The 20,257-nt window shown below is 48.3% G+C and carries 16 protein-coding genes and 1 pseudogene; 7 read left to right on the forward strand and 10 right to left on the reverse strand.

All coding sequences use genetic code 11. The features are described 5' to 3' along the window. The first annotated feature begins 262 nt into the window (after positions 1-262). The gene (locus H1A11_RS16240) at positions 263-1,111 is read left to right on the forward strand and encodes a helix-turn-helix transcriptional regulator (RefSeq protein ID WP_117599865.1); all 849 of its coding nucleotides are present in this window, start codon (positions 263-265) and stop codon (positions 1,109-1,111) included. A gap of 35 nt (positions 1,112-1,146) precedes the next feature. Then, the gene (locus H1A11_RS16245) at positions 1,147-1,806 is read left to right on the forward strand and encodes a hypothetical protein (protein WP_117599864.1); all 660 of its coding nucleotides are present in this window, start codon (positions 1,147-1,149) and stop codon (positions 1,804-1,806) included. Positions 1,807-2,225: 419 nt separating this feature from the next. On the opposite strand, the gene H1A11_RS16250 is transcribed toward H1A11_RS16245, so the two are convergent. The 4 genes from H1A11_RS16250 to H1A11_RS16265 all read right to left on the reverse strand — a co-directional run bounded on the left by H1A11_RS16250 (position 2,226) and on the right by H1A11_RS16265 (position 7,001). Next, a complete protein-coding gene (locus H1A11_RS16250; protein ID WP_117599863.1) occupies positions 2,226-4,181 on the reverse strand; it encodes a DEAD/DEAH box helicase in 1,956 nt (651 codons plus the stop codon). A gap of 138 nt (positions 4,182-4,319) precedes the next feature. Then, a complete protein-coding gene (locus H1A11_RS16255) occupies positions 4,320-5,384 on the reverse strand; it encodes a tyrosine-protein phosphatase (RefSeq protein ID WP_181757451.1) in 1,065 nt (354 codons plus the stop codon). A gap of 103 nt (positions 5,385-5,487) precedes the next feature. Continuing rightward, positions 5,488-6,408 carry a carbohydrate kinase gene (locus H1A11_RS16260; RefSeq protein ID WP_181757452.1) on the reverse strand — a complete coding sequence of 307 codons (921 nt, stop codon included), beginning with the start codon at positions 6,406-6,408 and terminating at the stop codon, positions 5,488-5,490. Next, the gene (locus H1A11_RS16265; protein WP_117599860.1) at positions 6,396-7,001 is read right to left on the reverse strand and encodes an SIS domain-containing protein; all 606 of its coding nucleotides are present in this window, start codon (positions 6,999-7,001) and stop codon (positions 6,396-6,398) included. Before H1A11_RS16265 ends, H1A11_RS16260 begins: the two co-directional genes overlap by 13 nt. Positions 7,002-7,193: 192 nt before the next feature. Between H1A11_RS16265 and H1A11_RS16270 the strand changes: the two genes are divergently transcribed. Then, positions 7,194-8,441: a pitrilysin family protein gene (locus tag H1A11_RS16270; protein WP_117599859.1), complete on the forward strand. Its 1,248-nt coding sequence runs from the start codon at positions 7,194-7,196 to the stop codon at positions 8,439-8,441. A gap of 9 nt (positions 8,442-8,450) precedes the next feature. Here the strand turns inward: H1A11_RS16270 and H1A11_RS19780 are convergent. The 3 genes and pseudogenes from H1A11_RS19780 to H1A11_RS16285 all read right to left on the reverse strand — a co-directional run. Then, positions 8,451-8,668: pseudogene (locus tag H1A11_RS19780) on the reverse strand (alkaline phosphatase); the annotation flags it as partial. Between the two features lie 202 nt (positions 8,669-8,870). Then, the gene (locus tag H1A11_RS16280; protein WP_117964306.1) at positions 8,871-9,452 is read right to left on the reverse strand and encodes an epoxyqueuosine reductase QueH; all 582 of its coding nucleotides are present in this window, start codon (positions 9,450-9,452) and stop codon (positions 8,871-8,873) included. Next, a complete protein-coding gene (locus H1A11_RS16285; RefSeq protein WP_181757453.1) occupies positions 9,452-10,636 on the reverse strand; it encodes a DUF5009 domain-containing protein in 1,185 nt (394 codons plus the stop codon). The genes H1A11_RS16280 and H1A11_RS16285 overlap by 1 nt, the downstream gene beginning before the upstream one ends. Positions 10,637-10,691: 55 nt before the next feature. On the opposite strand from H1A11_RS16285, the gene H1A11_RS16290 reads away from it, so the two are divergent. The 4 genes from H1A11_RS16290 to H1A11_RS16305 all read left to right on the forward strand — a co-directional run bounded on the left by H1A11_RS16290 (position 10,692) and on the right by H1A11_RS16305 (position 17,351). Next, positions 10,692-12,335 carry a DUF6377 domain-containing protein gene (locus H1A11_RS16290; RefSeq protein ID WP_117599856.1) on the forward strand — a complete coding sequence of 548 codons (1,644 nt, stop codon included), beginning with the start codon at positions 10,692-10,694 and terminating at the stop codon, positions 12,333-12,335. A gap of 205 nt (positions 12,336-12,540) precedes the next feature. Further along, a complete protein-coding gene (locus tag H1A11_RS16295) occupies positions 12,541-13,791 on the forward strand; it encodes a glycoside hydrolase family 5 protein (protein ID WP_174646501.1) in 1,251 nt (416 codons plus the stop codon). A 366-nt stretch (positions 13,792-14,157) separates the two neighbouring features. Beyond that, positions 14,158-16,383 (forward strand): glycoside hydrolase family 3 C-terminal domain-containing protein, encoded by a 2,226-nt coding sequence (locus H1A11_RS16300; protein ID WP_181757454.1) that lies wholly within the window; start codon positions 14,158-14,160, stop codon positions 16,381-16,383. Positions 16,384-16,664: 281 nt separating this feature from the next. Next, positions 16,665-17,351, forward strand: coding sequence for an MIP family channel protein (locus H1A11_RS16305; protein WP_181757455.1), 687 nt, complete (start codon positions 16,665-16,667; stop codon positions 17,349-17,351). Positions 17,352-17,485: 134 nt separating this feature from the next. Here the strand turns inward: H1A11_RS16305 and uxuA are convergent, their stop codons facing one another. From uxuA to H1A11_RS16320, 3 genes are all read right to left on the reverse strand, one after another. Beyond that, positions 17,486-18,658, reverse strand: coding sequence for a mannonate dehydratase (gene uxuA / locus H1A11_RS16310; protein WP_117599852.1), 1,173 nt, complete (start codon positions 18,656-18,658; stop codon positions 17,486-17,488). Between the two features lie 34 nt (positions 18,659-18,692). After that, positions 18,693-19,505 carry an SDR family oxidoreductase gene (locus H1A11_RS16315; protein ID WP_181757456.1) on the reverse strand — a complete coding sequence of 271 codons (813 nt, stop codon included), beginning with the start codon at positions 19,503-19,505 and terminating at the stop codon, positions 18,693-18,695. Between the two features lie 109 nt (positions 19,506-19,614). Next, complete coding sequence (locus H1A11_RS16320) at positions 19,615-20,250, reverse strand: WbqC family protein (RefSeq protein ID WP_117599850.1); 636 nt, start codon at positions 20,248-20,250, stop codon at positions 19,615-19,617. Positions 20,251-20,257 lie beyond the last annotated feature (7 nt).

Here is a 20,257-nt window from a genome sequence, read left to right on the forward strand (position 1 = left end):
ATTCATGATGTGGAAGTTGCGAGAGTCTTGTTTCGTATTACTTTTATATAGTATTGGGAGGGACTCAAATATATATCATGATGAATCCTATTTTAGTGACCTGTATGTAAACCTTTATATCTAAGGGATTGTCAAAATCAGAGGTTGATTGATTAATCAGCATACATCTTGTATGTTAAATTTGTCTGTTTCAATTAATAAATTGTCCATTTTGTTAAAAACAGACGTGCTTTAATTTTTGTTGTAATAAAAAACAAAAAACATGAAATTGCTATATCTGAATGAACATTTATCTTGCCTGAATTACCAGATGAATTCGGACGTGGGATTTTCTTGTCAGCAGCTGGAGGAGAATGAGGTATATCGGATTGATAACAGCAGGTCATCATGTACTCTTTTTATGATTGAAGGGGAGGTGATTTTTGATTTGGGTAAATATAAAGGTTTGCGGATTTTACAAAACCAGATGGTGTTTATTCCGCAAAGCATAGGAACCCGGATGAAGTCTATAATCGGTTCGAGATGCATGCTTTTATTTTGGGACAAGAATGTGAGTGTGTGCGACAAATTGTTTTTGGGCTCGTTGTCTGTCAGAGGTAAGGAGCAAACGGCTGATAATTTTATTCTTCCCATCAGGAAACCTCTTGTTAAAGTACTGAATTCTGTTGGAACGTATCTGGAGGCAAGGCTGCTTTGCAAACATATGCATTTGCTGAAACAGCAGGAGCTGCTCTTGGTGCTGAAGGGCTTCTATACAAAGAAAGAACTATCGGCGTTTTTTTCCGCATCGACTGGTATTCGGCGGCATTTTGAGAAATTTGTTATGGAGAACTATAAGAGGGTGAACTCTGTCAAGGAATTCGCTGATTTATATTATGTTTCCGAGCGTTCCTTCAGCAGAAAATTTCACTCCAGCTTCGGGGAAAGTCCCTATAAATGGATGCAGAGGAAAAAGGCAGAACAGATGTTGGACATGATTAGTGATCCGGAACTTTCCTTTCAGGAAATATCCGATAAGTTAGGTTTTAGCTCGCCCTCCCAGTTTACGGCATACTGCCGGAGAATATACGGGATATCCCCTTCCAAGTTGAGAGAAAAAAATAAAGAATAAACAGATTTTTATAATTGCATTATAACGGAGGAATTATGGAATATTCGAATGCAGATCTGTCCGTTGGGCAAACAGATCTTTCTTATGTGGAATTACCGAAGATCTGTATATCTGTCTACAAGGAGATTGTTAAGGAAATGGCAGAAGTGATAAAGGATGCTCGGATTCGAGATATTTTTTACTCCCTTTCTATCGGGGGAGACGTATCGGCTGTCTCCAGGAGAACAAATATTTCTCCCAGAAATCTGGCATATATGTATAAGAAAGCGGGTAGGCAGGTTCGCTTGGAATGGAAGCCCTATTCTGAATGGAAAAAGGAATTGGACCGTTTATATATCAGATGCCGGAATTATGAGGCTTTGCTGGCACATTCCCAAGAGGATGCTGGACAGAATTTAAAGAATGTAGTGATAGTTGTAAGGGAACAGGATGTTCCATCGGAATATGTGCACCTGCTGGCTACACCTTTAGGAAATCTGGATATAAATTTCAGGACTTTACGTGCACTTAGAAAATACAATATCTGCCAACTTGAGGATCTTTTACGGTTTATAAAATATAATGGGTTTGATGCGCTGTGCAGACTTCCTGGTATGGGAACCAAATCCGTAGGACAGTTGTATAAAATTTTAAAAGAGAAAGGTATTTTGGAAGATAAGGAGACTTGCACTCTATTTCCCTATCTTTTTGTGTAGGATATATGGGAAATAAGATATTCATGCTTGAAAAGAATGGATATTCTATCAATCACCGTTTATCAGAATTGGAACAGACGGTAGCTAATTATTCAAAGAAGAATGATTCCTTTGTGTGTACCTCGTTGCTGTTGGTTGAAGGGTATCTTCTTCAACGTCCAGATTTTCGATTCTTACACATTCGCCACGGGTTTGATCAAGTTTGTTAAAGAGTTTTTTGTTCGCATTGACAACTACATTGATAAGGTTCATATTGAGTAAACGGTAACCGGGAGTAACGGCCACCATCTACACGTAACGTATTACTCCGCAGTTCCAGCCTAATGTTTATACAACACGCGCAATACTATCATTGATGAAATTTTTATTGGCTATGTACTGCGCTCCTCATCTTTTATGCAAATTAAGTATAACAACCTCTATCTCATTGTCTTTTTCGGTGTCCGTTTTGCCCAGCCTTCTTCACTGAAGTCAGGTTCTGGGTTCTTGAAGTCATTGCTGCCTTGAAAGAACTGTTTCCAATCGTCTTTTTTGCCACGGGCTTTGGTATAACCGCGTTCCTCGCGGCTGGGCTTGCCTTTCTTCTTGTCGTTTGCAGGGTTTTCGGCTCTGTCTCTACGTCTGCTGGCAGCATCGTTCCGTTTGCCGTCTTCCTTGTTGCTGCGCTTCTTGCCGTCGGAATCTTTTTTTCCATAGCTTCCGGCTGTACCCGTGCGTCTGCCTTTCGGGACATTCTTACCTTCGTCTCCGGCAATCTCTACAGATACTTTGCGACCGTTCCAGTTGGTACGGTTCAAGGCTTTCATTACATTGTTGGCTTCTTTTTCCTCTACTTCGAAGAAAGAGAATTTCTGCATCAAGTCGATGCGTCCTAGCTCAATGCGTCCACGGGTGTTTTTGTTCAGCAGGCTGATAAGCTCACTGGGAAAAAAGTTGTCCATTTTGCCCAGATTTATGAATAGGCGTTTGTAGCCCGGTTCGGCTTGATGATTGCCACTGCTTCGGTGTTCACTCCGCTCACCGTTTCTTGTTCCGCGTTCACTGCCGGTTGCTGTCTCTATCTCTTCACGGTCGCGGTAGTAGTCTAGAAAACGGTTGAATTCATGCGAAACCATCCGCTTAATCAAATCTTCCTTACTTAGCCAGTCCAGCTTGCGGTAGATATCAGTCATAAAGTCAGCGATTTCCTCCTCGTTTACTTTCACTTTTTCAAGGTCGTCTATCACTTTGAGCAGTTGTTTTTCGCATATCTGTTTGCCGGTAGGCATTTCGCCTGCAATGAATTTCTTGCCGATGATGCGCTCAATCTCGCGCATCTTGCCTTTCTCGCGCAGGTTGATAATGGCGATGGAAGTCCCGGTTTTTCCAGCACGTCCCGTACGGCCGCTGCGGTGGGTATAACTTTCGGTGTCATCGGGCAATCCGTAGTTGATGACGTGGGTTAGGTCGTCCACATCGAGGCCGCGTGCGGCAACGTCCGTGGCAACCAGCAGTTGTAGGTTGCGGATGCGGAACTTCTGCATCACGGCGTCACGCTGCGCTTGACTCAGTTCGCCGTGCAGCGAGTCGGCATTATAGCCTTCCTGCATCAACTTGTCAGCTATTTCCTGCGTTTCTTTGCGGGTACGGCAGAAGATGATGCCGTATATCTGCGGATAGTAGTCCACAATACGCTTCAGGGCAGCATACTTGTCTTTGGCATGTACACAGAAGACTACGTGTTTCACGTTGCTGGTGCTTTCATTTTTGCGCCCGATGGTGATTTCTTTGGCATCGCGCAGGTACTTCTTGGAAATGCGTGCGATTTCCGGGCTCATGGTAGCGGAGAACAGCAAGGTATTGCGCTCTTGCGGAACGTCGGCAAGAATAGCGTTGATGCTGTCCGTGAATCCCATGTTCAGCATTTCGTCCGCTTCGTCCATAACCACGTTCTGTATGGTGGCGAGGGACACGGTTTTGCGTTCCATCAGATCCAGCAGTCGTCCTGGTGTGGCTACGATGATGTGTACACCCCGTTTCAGGGCACGTATCTGGCTTTCAATGGACGAACCGCCATATACGGGCAATACCCGTAAGCCATCAATGTATTTGGAGTAATCGTTCAAATCGCCGGCTATCTGCAAACAAAGTTCACGGGTAGGGCAGAGAATAAGTGATTGGGGAATTCGGTTGTTGACGTTAATCTTCTGTATGAGCGGCAGACCGAACGCTGCGGTTTTTCCTGTTCCAGTTTGTGCCAGTGCTACTACATCATTGTTTTCTCCTAAAAGGTATGGAATTACTTCCTCTTGTACCGGCATGGGCTGCTCGTAACCCATTTCTTCGATGGCGCGGCGTATCTCCGGCGACACACCGAGCTCTTCAAATGTCTTCATTAAATCTTTTGTATATCTTTATATTTCGGACGCAAAGATAGTGCTTTTCAATGGATATTTGATAATTGATGGTTGATAATTATGTAATTACATGATAAAATCGTTTTTTATTGACTACTGATTATCCATTATGCATTGTCAATTATCTACTAAAAGAATGTCTTGTAGTCTCTTTCTTTCTTCTTTCGTCAGGCCGATGCCTCTTTGCAGGTAGGTGTCGGTATCTCCATACCTTCGTTCCATTTCTTCGATGGCGGCATTTAGGAAATCTGCGCGTGCTGAGAATATGGTGGTGATAGCCTCTTGCGAACGTGCCGGAAGCTGGTAAGCGTACCGAGAGGCAGCCGGGATGTTGAAGTAGTCGTTGCTGAGGCGGTAGTCTTCCATGATGATGTCTTCGCCCACTCCAAGGGAGGCAAGCACAAGCGCCGATACAATGCCTGTGCGCCCTTTGCCTGAAGAGCAATGGATTATGAGGGGATAATTGTTCTTATCCAGTAGGATATCGAAAATCTGACGGTATTCTTTAGTATAGTTGCTGATGAGCTCGCGGTTCATTCGCTCCACTATCCGGTGGACGGTATCACTCTTGATTGTCCGCTCCTGCACACCTTTCAGAATATGCTCCATATCACCAGTAGGAATAGGGATGTGCACCACTTTGAATTCTTGCTGCAAGGGGCTTTGTCTGTGTACTTCATCGAATGAGCGCAGGTCGATGATAGTCCTTATTCCTATATTCTTGAGCTCCTTGCGCGAGCACGGTTCCAATTTGTCTATTTCGGCAGAGCGATATAGCATGCCCCAATGTACTTTCTTTTGGGTAGGATAGGACGTATAGCCTCCCAAGTCGCGGAAGTTCTGTATGCCGGGGATATTGATGTTGCGGGTGGCAATCTTTACCCGGTATTTGTCACCGAATACAAGCATGTAGTAGTATCGCTGTGTAGGGTCGGTAGTGATGACGGTCATCTTCAGATCGGAGATGTTGGCAATGGCAATAGGAACGTCTTCGGGGATGTCCTCCGGGTTAGTCGAGGCATATACTTTAACATTCCCTTTGATAAGAGGGGCCATTTCCCATTTCACAATGCAGTTGCCCACATTGTTTTCTTCGCATACAACGGAAATGTGAGGGGCAGTGCCGCTACAAGAAGGGAGCAGCACTGCCAAAACAAGCAAGTTCAATAAATTCCTATACATAATTCGTAACCTCTCTGATGTCGTTAATCACAAATATATGTAATTTATCCACAGAGGGTAACGTCAATGTCAGGCTTTTATATTTCTTTTTTGAACTTTAAAATTATCTGTGCTTCTCTGCAAATTCCTTTGAAACGGAGTTGTTGAAACTTTTGCATACCTCAGCGGCAAACTCAATGCCGCATTGGATAACTTGGTCCCAAGTAGCTTCGTCCATGGTATCGAGGTCCTTGTAGCGTACATTATGTTTCAGCAGCCCGAAGATGATGCCTGCGTTGAAATTATCTCCTGCGCCGATGGTACTGACCGCTTCTAACGGAGGAATGGAATATTCCTTGGAAATCGTGTCGGTGCGCAATGATACCTGCTCTGCGCCGGCAGTACAGAGGAAGTTACGGCAGTAGAACTTTACTTTGTCTTTGTATATCTTGTCAGCCTCCTGCAGGCCCCACATATAGAAGAAATCCTCTTGCGAGCCGCGTACAATGTTGGCGTATTCTAGATTTTCGATGATGGTGGGAGCCAGCTTGATGGCCTCCTCTTTATGGGACGAACGAAAATTGGGGTCGTAATAGATAATGGCATGCATGTCGTGTGCGCGTTCCAGCTGTTCTAATACTTTGTCGCGCAATACGGGGTTTAAGGCATAATAAGACCCTATTATAACGATGTCGTCCTCTTGAATTTGTGGATACTCTATATCTAATCGTTGTTTGGGGTAATCTTTATAGAAGATGTATTCCGCATCACTCCGGTCGTTAAGGAAAGCGAGTGATACGGGGGATTTCCCGTCAGGGAAGACATTAACATGGTCTGTGGGGATATTGTTCTCGCGCATGAAGTTGAGTATGATATTGCCCACGTGGTCATTGCCTGTTTCACTGATAAAGCAAATGGGAACGCCGATACGTCCCAGCGAGACGATGCCGTTGAATACTGAACCGCCTGGGACAGCTGCTGTGGGCTGTTCGCCACGGAATATGATGTCTAGTATGGTTTCTCCGATACCTATTACTTTACGCATAGCGATCTTGATTTTTCTCCGAGGTAACCGCCGTGATGGCGCTTGGAGTAGTCTTCAATGGTGAATCCAGTTTCTTTCATGGTCTGTACAACCAAAATGTCACCGATGACGGTCATGGCAGTGGTTGAAGTCGTGGGCGTCATGCCCAATACGCATACTTCTTGGGGGTTCCCGGTGCTGAGGCATACATCGGATTCGTGTGCCAGGGGGCTATCAGGGTTTCCGGTGATGACGATAAACTTCAGTTCCGGACTTAGGTTATGTGCCAACTGTGTCAGCTCCACGATTTCACGAGTTTTGCCCGAATTGGAGATGAGTAGCAACAGATCATTCCCCTGAAGGATGCCGAGGTCACCGTGCTGTGCTTCGCTGGGGTGCAGGAAAACGGACGGAATACCGGTGGAGCAGAAGGTAGTAGCGATGTTCATGGCTATTTGTCCGGCCTTGCCCATACCCGAAGTTACCAGTTTCCCTTTTTTGCGGTGCACTTGTTCTACGATGAGTTCTACAGCTCTTTCATAAGCGTCCGTCACTGGAATGTTCAGTACGGCTTGTGCCTCTTTCTGCAAAAGCTCTTGAATGGATGCAATCATACTCTTAATGTATTTAATGTGCTAATATGCTAATGTGCTAATTGGCTGCGCTGTGATGCCGCATGGTCATTGGCATATTAGCACATTAATCACATTAGCACATTATAGCAATATGCAAATATCTGCAATTTTCTATAAACGGCAATAAGTTTTATTGTATTTTTGTCGCCTCAAATAGTTTGAAACGTCAGAATGAAGAAGTTAAAAGAGAATTTACCGTCGGCTTTCAACCAACATATCTTGTCCAACGGCTTGCGCATCATTCATGAACCTTCAGTCTCCAAGGTGGCTTATTGTGGTTTTGCTGTAGATGCGGGTACGCGCGATGAGCTTGAAAACGAGCAAGGTATGGCGCATTTTGTGGAGCACCTTATATTTAAAGGTACCGCCAAGCGTAAGGCATGGCATATCCTGAACCGTATGGAGAATGTGGGCGGAGACCTTAACGCCTACACCAACAAGGAAGAGACGGTGATTTACTCTGCTTTCCTGACCGAGCATTTCGGCCGTGCCTTCGAATTGTTAACGGATATTGTATTCCACTCCACTTTCCCGCAACGCGAAATCGAGAAGGAGACGGAGGTGATTATCGACGAGATACAATCCTACGAAGACAACCCTTCCGAGCTCATCTTCGATGATTTCGAAGACTTGATATTCAGAGGGCATCCCCTGGGACGCAACATTCTGGGCAATCCCGGGCAACTGAAGCTGTTTCGCAGTGAGGATGCCGCTGCATTCACTTCTCGCTTCTACCATCCCGGCAATATGGTCTTTTTTGTTCTGGGCAATCTGGACTTTAGGCAGGTGGTGCGCTGGGCGGAAAAACTCCTCGCGGATATACCTGCCATGGCAGTGGACAACCGCCGTATGCCACCGCCCCTCTATGTACCCGGGCATCTTGTAATGCATAAGGATACCCATCAGGCACATGTCATGATTGGCAGCCGGGGATATAATGCATATGATGACAAGCGTACCGCACTCTATCTGCTGAACAATATTTTGGGTGGCCCGGGCATGAACAGCCGATTGAACGTTTCTCTCCGTGAACGTCGTGGGCTGGTCTATAACGTAGAATCCAACTTGACTTCCTATACCGATACGGGAACTTTCTGCATCTACTTCGGTTGCGACCCTGCAGATTTGGACTACTGCACCCGCCTGGTATATAAGGAATTGAAACGCTTGCGTGATGTCCGGATGACTTCCTCGCAGCTTGCGGCTGCCAAGAAGCAACTTATCGGACAAATCGGTGTAGCTTCGGATAATAATGAGAACAATGCGTTGGGCATGGGCAAGACTTTCCTGCATTATAATAAATGCGAAACTTCCGAAGCCGTGTTCCATCGCATTGAACAGCTCACTTCGGAAGCTCTGTTGGAGGTGGCAAACGAGATGTTTGCCGAGGACTATCTTTCGACGCTCATTTATCGCTGATCGCTTTTTTTATTTGAAAACCTGCAACATAGGACGTCTTATCCATACTTGTGGCTGTTTCAGTCCGAGGATGTGGACAATGGTGGAGGCAACGTCATACTGCATCATGCTTTCGTGGAATTCGCCTCCTTTCTTAATGTTCTTTCCGGAGCCTGCATTTCCTGCATGGTCTTGTTGCCATGGCCGTTTTCAATGCCTCCGTGGTTGGCAGTAACGATGAAGATGGTAGGAAATATGCTATGATGGTTCAATACACGTGACTGAAGTTCGGGAGTCTTAGAGCCTCATTGTAGGCACCCCAGCCATCAAGACCGATGAAAACTACGTGTTTGGCTCTTCACTTAGCATTGCAGGGAACAGAAAAGAGGTATACCGCTGTCGGAGTGATGAGTAATGTAAAAGTCAGTTTCTTCATGTTTTCTTTAGTTTTTATTTATTCTTTTCCAGTCGTTGCATGCTGAATTCACAGCCGCAATACTGCTGGTTATAGAAATCATACTCTTTCAGCAGTTGGTTGCGTCGCTCCTGGAGCCCGCCCTTCCGCCAATTCTGTTCCCAGAAGAGGGTGCCCGGATAGAGTGCGGCGGCACGGCATCCTGCTTCATTGATTTGTTCCAGGCTTTTCCAGCGCGAAGAGGCAAGGGTGGTAGTGAATACGGAGAAACCATGCTCGGAAGCGTAGCGGGCTGTTTCTGTCAGGCGCAGAGTGAAGCACTTCAGGCAGCGGCTGCCGCGTTCCGGTTCATGCTCCAGGCCCTGCATGGTATGTAACCAGTGTGCATAATCATAGTCTGCATCGATGAAATCGATGTTTTTGGAGGTTACGAAACGGATAGCCTCGTTTTTCCTTGTCTCATATTCTGCCTGCGGATAGATGTTGGGATTGCAGTAGAATACGGTCGGGCGTATGCCGTTGGCCAGCATGCACTCGATGATGGCGGAAGAACAAGGTGCGCAGCACGAATGCAGCAGCACCTTGTTGTCACCGTTGGGTGTCTGAACTTTCAACATTATACTTTCAGTTTAATCTTGCCTTTCACCAGCAGGCCGGTCAGCCCCACAATGACAAGCGAGAACACGAGGGACTTGAGCAGTCCCGGTACACCGCTTCCCAATGCCTCGGGATAGTGCAGATGCAGCAGTTGCTGGACAGCATACCAGATGTAAGGGATAATATAGCAGGTCAGCGTTGCCGTACCTGCAGGTTTGATGATATCGAACCAGTTGGTCTTGCCTTTCACGTCCGTCAGCCAGTAGAAGAAACCGAACAGCGGGAAGAACATGGCTAGGCAGTAGAACAACCATGTCGGCGTGGCTTGTATTTTGGATATAATCCAGAACGGGTGTGAGACGAGGGCAAGGACAAGCATTCCTACGCCGAGGGCACAAAGCATGCCGATGAATCGTCCCGGCCGTTCCCGGTCGGCATAACGCTGCATGAGCAGGGAGGTCAATACGCCGGACATACCGAAGGCATGCAGCGTCCAGTCACTCGGGATAAAGGGAAGCAGGATAATCCGGCTGCCGTACTCTCCAGGTATCAAGTCTGAATGGCTGACTACGGCAAGCAATACGACCACGAACCAGGCAATGGCATTCTTCCGCAGGCTTTCCCGGGTGAACAGATAGATGCCTGCACATACCGCATACGTCCAGCCGATAAGTCCGAGGATGCCCCACCAGCTTATCTGGAACGGTTTCCCGTTCATGTCCTTGTAGATGACGAGGAAGGCGAGCAGCAGCACGCCTGCTGTTTTCATTGCGGTGAAAAGGGTCTTTTTCGTTCCTTCCGCTTTGGGATATACCTCCCAGGTGAGGAAGAAACCGATGACCATCAGGATGGAAAACCATTGGTGCGATAGACCGCCTTCGATGCCTCCGCTGTTCAGTGAAAACAGTCCCATGGCAATCAGCGCCACTGTCCGCCAGAAGATATGGGCCACGACTTGCAGGGTGTTGTCTCCCTTTTTGTACCGGTTTTGTATGGCAAAGGATACGGACATGCCCATACAGAAAAGGAAAGCGGGGAAGATGGTGTCGGAGAATCCCATCATGTCTTCGTCCATCCTGGCATGCATCAGCCAGTGGGGGACGTTTTTCAGTCCGGGAATGTCGTTGACAAAGAGCATGAGGAACATGGTGAGTGCGCGGAATACGTCTACCGCGGCAATCCGTTGGGGTGTTAAGCTTTTCATGATAGATAATTTGTTTGGGGGTTTAGAACGCAAATATAGGAAACTATTTTTTCCGATGCTACTGCTTTGCAGGATTTCTTGCTATATTTGCATGAACTTTATGGTCATGGAAAGGAGATTGTTCACTTTTTGTTTTCTTGCCGTCGTGGTATGGCAAAGTGTGGTTTTTGCTGCCGGCACGCCCTCTTTTACTGCGCTGACGTCCTCTTTGGATGAGGCTATCGAGGCGCACCGGCACTATGTCGCCGTGCGTGAAGGACGCATTGCCCGGCTGAAGCGCCAAGTGCTGGATACCGATACCGCCAATATCTCTTTTTTTCGATGGAATGGGGAAATCTATAAGGAGTATAAGACATATATCTGCGATTCGGCCATCCATTATCTTCGTGTCAATCTGGATTGGGCAGAGCGTTATGGCCGGCAGGATGCGGTACTCGAAACAAGGCTGGAGCTTGCCCATCTGATGGCTTCGGCAGGTATGTACGAGGAGGCTGCCGAACTCTTGAGGCAGACGGACAAAGCTTCCCTTCCCTCCCATCTGCTGCCGGACTATTACAATGCCTGTCATAAACTTTACACAGAACTGAGTTTCTATACGCTGGACGATTCTTTCAAGAAGCATTATCAGGCTTTGGCTACCCATTATGACGATTCTTTGATGCAGGTACTTCTGCCTTCATCCTCCCTCTACCTGGAACGAAGAGAGGCGCGGGAGGCCGCTGCAGGCCATCCGGACGAAGCCTTGAGCATCAATGATACGCGTCTGGCACATGCCAAGCCCAATACTCCCGAATATGCGCTGGTGACCTATCAGCGCTCATTGCTCTACCGCCGGCTCGGGAACCGGGAGGAGGAGAAGCGCTATCTGGCTTTGTCGGCACTGACCGATATTCGCCTGAGCATCACAGACCATGCCTCACTCTGGAACCTGGCGGAACTTCTTTATGAGGAAGGGGATATGGAGCATGCCTACCGTTACATCCGTTTCTCGTGGGACGAAACCAACCGATACAACGCCCGTAGCCGCAGCCTCCAGACTGCCGGCATCCTTTCACTGATAGACCTCACTTATCAGGCCATGCGCGAGAAGCAGAATGACCGGCTCCGGCTGTACCTCTGGCTCATCAGCACTTTGATTGTGCTGTTGGTGGTGGCAGTGGGCTTTATCTACCGGCAGATGCAGCGACTCTCTGCCGCACGGAACAAACTGGAGCATGCCAACGAGCAACTGCAACTCTCAAACAACATCAAGGAGGAGTATGTGGGCCGTTTCATGAATCTCTGCTCCGTTTATATCAACCGGCTGGATACCTACCGGCGGATGGTCAACAAGAAAATCTCTGCCGGGCAGATGGAAGAGCTGCTGAAGATGGTGCGTTCCCGTGAGGTGCTGGACACCGGACTGAAGGAACTCTATGATAACTTTGATACTGCCTTCTTGCACCTTTTCCCCGATTTTGTCGATAAATTCAATGACTTGCTGCAGCCCGAAGAACGCATCGTGCTCCGTAAAGGCGAGTTGCTAAATACGGAACTCCGCATTTTCGCCTTGATTCGTCTGGGCATCGACGACAGTTCGCAGATTGCAGAATTCCTCCGTTATTCCGTAAACACCATCTATAATTACCGTGCCAAAGTGAAGAACAAGGCCCGCATTTCGCGCGAGGACTTTGAAATACGGCTGATGCAGATACGCTGACAATACGTCAAACCGGCTTTTTGAATCCACTTTCTGCCTTTCTCTTCTTCTACTTATATTTCTGATTATTAGTTGTTTGTTTGTTTGTGCTTCTTTACTTCTTCCACCTATTCCCGATTCGCCGGTACGAGGTGTTCTTATCTTTCCTAACTTTGGGGAAGTAAAAGCGAATATCGCAACTAATACCATAACCAAAATTATTGCCATGAAACATTTATTAGCGACAAGCATTTCCATCGCCTTGCTGTCTTTGGGCCTTGCGGGATGCGGTGAGAAACAAGCGACAAAAGAAGTAACTTCGGATGCATTCGTAACCATTCAGGGTCAGGACTTGATAAAGCCCGACGGTACCAAACTCTTCATCATGGGTACCAACCTGGGTAACTGGCTGAATCCGGAAGGATACATGTTCAAGTTCAACAAGACCAATTCCGCTCGTTTCATCAATGAGATGTTCTGCCAGCTGGTGGGACCGGACTTTACGGCCGACTTCTGGAAAGCATTCAAGGACAATTATGTAACGCGCGAGGACATCCGCTTCATCAAGGAGCAGGGTGCCAACACCATCCGCCTGCCTTTCCATTACAAAATGTTTACGGACGAGGACTATATGGGGCTGACTGCCGACCAAGACGGCTTTGCCCGCGTGGACAGCCTGGTAGAGTGGTGCCGCGAATCGGACTTGTACCTCATCCTCGACATGCACGACGCCCCCGGCGGACAGACGGGCGACAACATCGACGACAGCTACGGCTATCCCTGGCTGTTCGACAGCGAAGTCAGCCAGCAACTTTACTGTGACATCTGGCGCCGGATAGCCGACCACTACAAGAACGAACCGGTCATCCTCGGTTACGAACTCTTCAACGAGCCCATTGCCCCTTACTTCGAGAACATGGAGGAGCTCAACGGCAAGCTGGAAGATGTATATAAGAAAGGTGTAGCCGCCATCCGCGAGGTGGACAGCAACCACATCATCCTGCTGGGCGGTTCGCAATGGAACGGTAATTTCAAGCCTTTCAAGGACTCCAAGTTCGACGACAAGATAATGTACACCTGCCACCGTTACGGAGGCGAACCTACCCAAGCTGCCATCCAGACGATTATCAACTTCCGCGACAGTGTGAACCTGCCCATGTACATGGGTGAGATAGGCCACAATACGGACGAATGGCAGGCCGCTTTCTGCCAGACGATGCGCGAGAACAACATCGGCTATACCTTCTGGCCCTACAAGAAGATGGACGGTTCTTCTTTCGTCGGCATCACTCCGCCGGAGAACTGGGCAAACATCGTGTATTTCTCCGAAGCACCGCGTGCCACGTACAAGGAAATCCGTGAGGCACGTCCCGCGCAGGCCATGTCCCGCAAGGCGATGATGGACTTTATCGAGGCATGCAAACTGAAGAATTGTGTGGTTCAGGAGGGTTATATCCGGTCATTGGGAATGAAGTAGCGGGTATTGCCTCGCTGCAAACAGTACGTATCAAGTCCCAGAGGATGAGATGCCGGGACTTAGCATGAAAGAGGTAGGGACTGAGCTGTACACACTATAGGACTGAGAACCCAAAACATCCGGATGTTTTAGGGCAAAACATGGGGATGTATTGGGATAAAACATCCGGGTGTTTTGGGGTAAAACATGGGGATGTTTTGGACAACAACATCCGGATGTTATAGATATTCACTATACGGCTGTAAGGATTTCAGTTCCTATGTGTGTAGGGATAAGTCATATTCCCTTGTCTGCTGGGGATTGTCAATAGTACGGACTGATTATGAGTACTTACTTAAATTATATAACAACTTAAATTGTACAACAATGAAAAAAGTATTATTCGGTTTGGTTCTGGCTGCTGTCGCGCTGCCTCTTTCAGCCCAGCAGAAGCCCGTCTATCTGGACGCAAGCAAACCTATTGAAGAAAGAGTGGAAGACGCTTTGAGCCGTCTGACCCTGGAAGAGAAAGTGAAGTTGACTCATGCGCAAAGCAAGTTCAGCAGTGCGGGTGTACCCCGTCTGGGCATTCCCGATGTATGGACGGATGACGGCCCTCACGGTATACGTCCCGATGTGTTGTGGGACGAGTGGGAACAAGCCGGATGCACCAATGACTCCTGTGTGGCTTTCCCTGCCTTGACTTGTCTGGCAGCAACCTGGAACCCCGAAATGTCTCTCCTTTACGGACAGAGTATCGGTGAAGAGGCGCGCTACCGCAACAAATCGGTCTTGCTGGGCCCCGGTGTCAATATCTACCGTACACCGCTCAACGGACGTAACTTTGAGTATATGGGTGAGGACCCTTATCTGGCCGGAAAGATGGTAGTGCCCTATATCCGGGGCGTGCAGCAGAATGGTGTGGCTGCCTGCGTGAAACACTTTGCCTTGAACAACCACGAAGTGAACCGTCACACCACCAATGTCATCGTGGACGACCGCGCCCTTTATGAAATCTATCTGCCTGCCTTCAAGATGGCTGTGCAGGAAGGTGGAGCGTGGAGCATCATGGGTGCCTACAACCTTTACAAAGGCCAACATCTTTGCCACAACCAATACACATTAAACGATATATTGAAGGGCGAATGGGGATTCGACGGCGTAGTCATTTCCGACTGGGGCGGCACGCACGATACTCGGCAAGCCATTACCAATGGGCTGGATATGGAATTCGGCAGTTGGACTAACGGACTTTCAAATGGTGCCAGCAATGCATACGACAATTATTATCTGGCGAATCCCTACCTGAACCTCATACGCGAAGGCAAGGTCGGTACTAAGGAGCTGGACGACAAGGTACGCCGCATTCTGCGCCTTATCTTCCGTACAGTGATGAATCCCGACCGTCCGTGGGGAAGTATGCTTTCTCCGGAGCATTACGAGGCTGCCCGCCGCATCGGCGAGGAGGGCATCGTACTGTTGCAGAACAAAGGCAATGTGCTCCCGATAGATTTGGACCAGACTAAAAAGATTCTGGTAGTGGGCGAAAATGCTATCAAGATGATGACTGTAGGTGGTGGCAGTTCTTCGCTGAAGGTGCAGCGTGAGCTTTCTCCGTTGGACGGTATCAAGCAGCGTGTGGCTGGCAAGGCTGAAGTGGTGTATGCTCGTGGCTACGTGGGCGATGCAAGCGGTGAGTATAATGGTGTGGTGACTGGACAGAACCTGAAGGATGACCGCACTCCCGAAGAACTGATAGCCGAAGCCGTGAAAGAAGCCCAGGATGCCGATTATGTAATCTTCATCGGCGGTTTGAACAAAAGCAACGGCCAGGACTGTGAGGATTCAGACCGTGAAGGTCTGGGTTTGTCTTACGGACAAGATGCTGTTATCTCTGCACTGGCAAAGGCAAACAAGAATCTGATTGTTGTCAACATTTCTGGCAATGCCATTGCCATGCCGTGGGTGAACGAAGTGCCTGCTATCGTTCAGGACTGGTATCTGGGTTCCGAAGCCGGCAGTGCTCTCGCCGCTATCCTTATGGGGGATGTGAATCCCAGTGGCAAGCTTCCGTTTACCTTCCCCGTGAAGTTGGAGGATTGCCCGGCCCACAGCCTGGGTGAATATACCGGCAAGCGGAGCAAGGACATCATCGACATCAAATACAATGAAAGTATTTTTGTAGGTTACCGTTGGGCCGATAAGCAGAAGAAGGTGAAACCGTTGTTCCCCTTCGGCCACGGTTTGAGCTATACCACTTTCGAGTATGGCAAGCCCACAGCCGACAGCAAGACCATGCAGGCCGACGGTACGCTGACCGTGAAGGTTTCTGTAAAGAATACCGGAGCGCGCGAAGGGCAGGAAGTTGTCCAACTGTACATCAGTGACAAGAAGTCCTCTCTGCCTCGTCCCGTCAAGGAACTGAAAGGTTTCCAAAAGGTGAAACTGGCTCCGGGCGAAACAAAGGAAGTCACATTTACCATTGATAAGGAGGCTCTTAGCTTCTTCGATGACACCCAGCACGCTTGGGTGGCCGAGCCGGGTAAGTTCGAGGCTGTCATAGCAGCTTCGGCAGCCGATGTGAAGGGAACGGTTCCTTTTGAATTGAAATGATGTAGGGAAATAAAGTTTCCTTTTAGGTTATTATCAAAGATAGTGTAGATGGAGGGTGTGGCCGTGAGGTTGCACCCTTTCTTTGTACTCTTTACAAGCCAATATGTTTTCTTATATTTCTGAGTTTCTTCGGGTTGGCTAAAGAAGATGCAGATATGCTGGATGTTAGAATCAAAGCAGTGATGTTTTGTAGTAATGGGTGAGTTTTTACCGCCGTGTTTAGGCAGATTTTCATCTTTTATATTTATTTTTGCAGAAATCAATGTTTAATAAAAACTATCATGAAGAAGTATTTAGCAGAAATGATCGGGACAATGGTTCTTGTCCTGATGGGATGTGGTAGTGCTGTCTTTGCCGGAAGTGAGGCGGGGGCGGTTAGTGCAGGTGTCGGAACGCTGGGAGTGGCTTTTGCTTTCGGCTTGTCCGTTGTGGCGATGGCATACGCTATCGGAGGAATCTCGGGATGTCATATTAATCCTGCCGTTACCCTGGGCGTTCTGTTGTCCGGCAGGATGAGCGGGAAAGATGCAGCCATGTATATGGTGTTTCAGGTTATCGGGGCGGTTATCGGTTCTGCCATTCTTTATGCATTGGTGTCTACGGGCGCTCATGGCGGTCCTACGGCTACCGGTTCCAATGGGTTTGCTGACGGAATGATGTTGCAGGCATTCATTGCAGAGGCTGTGTTCACGTTTATCTTTGTGCTGGTTGTCTTAGGTTCTACGGATTCCGAGAAGGGGGCGGGTAATCTTGCAGGATTGGCCATTGGTCTTACGTTGGTATTAGTGCACATTGTTTGTATTCCTGTTACGGGAACTTCTGTCAATCCTGCCCGTAGCATCGGTCCGGCACTGTTCCAGGGTGGCGAGGCTCTCTCTCAGTTGTGGCTGTTCATTGTAGCTCCGTTTGTGGGTGCTGCGCTGAGTGCCGTTGTATGGAAAGTGCTTGCTGCAAAAGAAGGTAAATAAATGCCGGCAGACAGTGCCTTAAGAAGAGGCGGCTGATGGCAGAAAACTTATAAAGGGAAGCCCTCCGTCCGAAACTTTGAAGTTTCGGACGGAGGGCTTCCTGTTCTTTCCTTATGCTTGCTATTTCTTGTGCCTTATTCGTACAGCGATTTGGCTATACCCATTTCCAGTCCACGAAGTTCTGCCAGTCCACGCAGGCGGCCGATACAGGAATAGCCGGGATTGGTTTTCTTCTTCAAGTCGTCCACCATCTGGTGCCCATGGTCAGGGCGCATTGGGATGGAGACGCCACGATGTTGCTGCAGTTCAAGGAAGGCTTTCATCACGTGATACATGTCCACGTCTCCTTCCAGGTGGTTGGCTTCGTAGAAGTTGCCTTCGGCGTCGCGTTGCGTACTGCGCAGGTGGACGAAGTTGATGCGGTCGGCAAACTGCTGCATGATGGCTGCACAGTCGTTGGCACTGCTTACACCGAGTGAGCCGGTGCAGAGGCAAAGGCCGTTGCTCTTGTTGGGAACAGCGTCAATCAGTGCCTGGAAATCGGCAGCACAGCTCATGATGCGTGGCAGGCCGAGGATGGAGCACGGTGGGTCGTCTGGATGGATAACGAGCATGACACCTGCTTCGTCGGCTACCGGAGTGATTTCTTGCAGGAAATAGATCAGGTTGGCACGCAGGCGTTCCGGAGTGATGCCTTTGTAGCGGTCCAGTTCCTGCTGGAACTGTTCCAGGGTGAAGCTTTCTTCTGAACCGGGAAGTCCGGCAATCATGTTGCGTACAAGCAGTTGTTTGTCTGCCTCCGTCATCTGTTCGAAGCGGGTACGGGCCTTGGTCTTTTCCTCGTCAGTGTATTCGGCTTCTGCACCGGGGCGATGTAGCAGGAAGAGGTCGAAGGCGATGAAGGCGGCACGTTCAAAGCGGAGGGCACGACTGCCGTCAGGTAGTTCGTAGGCGAGGTCGGTACGTGTCCAGTCCAGTACGGGCATAAAGTTGTAGGTGACAATGTGAATGCCGCATTTGCCCAGGTTACGCAAGCTCTCTTTATAGTTGTCGATATACTTCTGGAAGTCTCCGGTTTGGGTCTTGATATGTTCGTGTACGGGTACACTTTCTACTACAGACCAGCGCAGACCGACGGCTTCAATCATTTCTTTCCGTTTCTTGATTTCCTCTACTGTCCATATTTCCCCGTTTGGAATATGATGCAAGGCGTTTACAATGCCGGTAGCCCCGGCTTGTTTGATGTCCCAAAGGCTTACCGGGTCGTTGGGACCGTACCAGCGCCAGGTTTGTTCACAAAGAATCATGTTATTTATTGTTTGATGATTTGCAATTTACTATTTACATCGCGAATGCGTTGAACCCTCCGTCCACTACAGCCACCGTACCGGTGACAAAGCTGGAAGCATCGCTGATGAGGTATTGGATGGTTCCGCAAAGCTCTTCTGCACGGCCCATACGTCCGAAGGGAGTTTGGCGGATCACATCTTGCCCACGTTCCGTGTAGCTTCCATCCGGGTTCGTCAGCAGGGCACGGTTCTGCTCTGTGAGGAAAAATCCGGGTGCGATGGCATTTACACGAATACCTTCGCCAAACTTTTTGGCAACTTCTGTAGCCATGAAAGCTGTGAAATTGGAGATACCGGCTTTTGCGGCAGCATATCCGGCTACGCGCGTCATGGGGCGGAAAGCAGCCATGCTGGAGAAGTTGACAATAGCGCCTGCCTTCTGCTCCACCATTGGTTTGAGGAAGACTTGTGTAGGCAGTACGGTACCGGTCAGGTTTAATTCCAGCACCCGTTGGAATTCTTCTATCTTCAAATCGAAGAATGTACCCGTAGGCGCGATGGTGGCACCCGGCATATTTCCACCGGCTGCATTCAGCAGGGCATCTATGCGTCCATAGGTTTTCAGAATATCAGCCAGGTTCTGTTCCAGCAGTTCACGGTTCGTCACGTCGGTTGTCAGGAACATGGCTTCTCCACCGTTTGCCTTGATTTCTCTGGCAATGGCGTCCCCTGTTTCTGCCTTGCGTCCTAAAACAACAACCTTTACACCTTCTTCTGCCAGATGAAAGGCGATGGCTTTCCCCAATACTCCCGTTCCACCGGTTATAACCACTACTTTGTCTTTGATGTCAAATAAGTTTTTCATGATTCATTCATTTAAAATTACGTTGTGTTTTATTTGATTAACATTGCAAAAATACGGAATAATCTGTTGCACTACATTTACAATCGTACAGAAAATATGTGCTTATTGTTTAGGTGATGGACTTCTGTAATATCAATAAACTCTCCGGTCCCATATTGAACAGCAGGTCTATGATGCTCAAGTTGGGCAGAAACCCGAGTCTCTCTTGAAACACCTGATAATAAGGTTGTGGTGAGAATTCTGTATCTTCCAGGGCAAAATCCTTTTTCGGATGAATGCGTTCGCGGAAATCTGTCTCATGCGGAGCAAACTCAGTCCGGTATCCGGTAGTACGTGTCATATCCGGTTGCAAGTCTATCAAGGAACAGACGAGGTGGCAAAGTTCTTCGTTGAAATCGGCTAAAAATTCATATTTCTGTTCATAGAAGGGACGGAAGTCATCCTTGTAGTATTCGAAGAAGGGAGTGTGGTTATAGGCAGATTCTATGGCATTCCAGTGCAGATGCCTCCAGTTACCGTGGTCTGAAATACGTATATCGCGCATCGGGCATTTCAGGGTGCTCGGTTTGACGGTGGGGATGGAAAGGGCCAGTTCACCGTCCGGTGCAGCAATGGTACAACGGTTCCGGTAAGTCTGCTTCATATAGTGGTCATGCTGTTCGATGAATACTTTATCGTATGCCAGTAGTTTGGTATAATATTCTATGGGAGCCAAATAGGCGGAAGAAAGAAAAACTGTTTTCATCAGTATA

It is taken from the genome of Bacteroides sp. CACC 737 (assembly GCF_013874375.1).
Lineage (GTDB): Bacteria > Bacteroidota > Bacteroidia > Bacteroidales > Bacteroidaceae > Bacteroides > Bacteroides uniformis.

Excerpts from the sequence above, each read along its gene's own strand:
- H1A11_RS16240 (WP_117599865.1), top strand. The coding sequence starts at position 263 with ATGAAATTGCTATATCTGAATGAACATTTATCTTGCCTGAATTACCAG.
- H1A11_RS16245 (WP_117599864.1), top strand. The coding sequence starts at position 1,147 with ATGGAATATTCGAATGCAGATCTGTCCGTTGGGCAAACAGATCTTTCT.
- H1A11_RS16250 (WP_117599863.1), bottom strand. The coding sequence starts at position 4,181 with ATGAAGACATTTGAAGAGCTCGGTGTGTCGCCGGAGATACGCCGCGCC.
- H1A11_RS16255 (WP_181757451.1), bottom strand. The coding sequence starts at position 5,384 with ATGTATAGGAATTTATTGAACTTGCTTGTTTTGGCAGTGCTGCTCCCT.
- H1A11_RS16260 (WP_181757452.1), bottom strand. The coding sequence starts at position 6,408 with ATGCGTAAAGTAATAGGTATCGGAGAAACCATACTAGACATCATATTC.
- H1A11_RS16265 (WP_117599860.1), bottom strand. The coding sequence starts at position 7,001 with ATGATTGCATCCATTCAAGAGCTTTTGCAGAAAGAGGCACAAGCCGTA.
- H1A11_RS16270 (WP_117599859.1), top strand. The coding sequence starts at position 7,194 with ATGAAGAAGTTAAAAGAGAATTTACCGTCGGCTTTCAACCAACATATC.
- H1A11_RS16280 (WP_117964306.1), bottom strand. The coding sequence starts at position 9,452 with ATGTTGAAAGTTCAGACACCCAACGGTGACAACAAGGTGCTGCTGCAT.
- H1A11_RS16285 (WP_181757453.1), bottom strand. The coding sequence starts at position 10,636 with ATGAAAAGCTTAACACCCCAACGGATTGCCGCGGTAGACGTATTCCGC.
- H1A11_RS16290 (WP_117599856.1), top strand. The coding sequence starts at position 10,692 with ATGCTACTGCTTTGCAGGATTTCTTGCTATATTTGCATGAACTTTATG.
- H1A11_RS16295 (WP_174646501.1), top strand. The coding sequence starts at position 12,541 with ATGAAACATTTATTAGCGACAAGCATTTCCATCGCCTTGCTGTCTTTG.
- H1A11_RS16300 (WP_181757454.1), top strand. The coding sequence starts at position 14,158 with ATGAAAAAAGTATTATTCGGTTTGGTTCTGGCTGCTGTCGCGCTGCCT.
- H1A11_RS16305 (WP_181757455.1), top strand. The coding sequence starts at position 16,665 with ATGAAGAAGTATTTAGCAGAAATGATCGGGACAATGGTTCTTGTCCTG.
- uxuA (WP_117599852.1), bottom strand. The coding sequence starts at position 18,658 with ATGATTCTTTGTGAACAAACCTGGCGCTGGTACGGTCCCAACGACCCG.
- H1A11_RS16315 (WP_181757456.1), bottom strand. The coding sequence starts at position 19,505 with ATGAAAAACTTATTTGACATCAAAGACAAAGTAGTGGTTATAACCGGT.
- H1A11_RS16320 (WP_117599850.1), bottom strand. The coding sequence starts at position 20,250 with ATGAAAACAGTTTTTCTTTCTTCCGCCTATTTGGCTCCCATAGAATAT.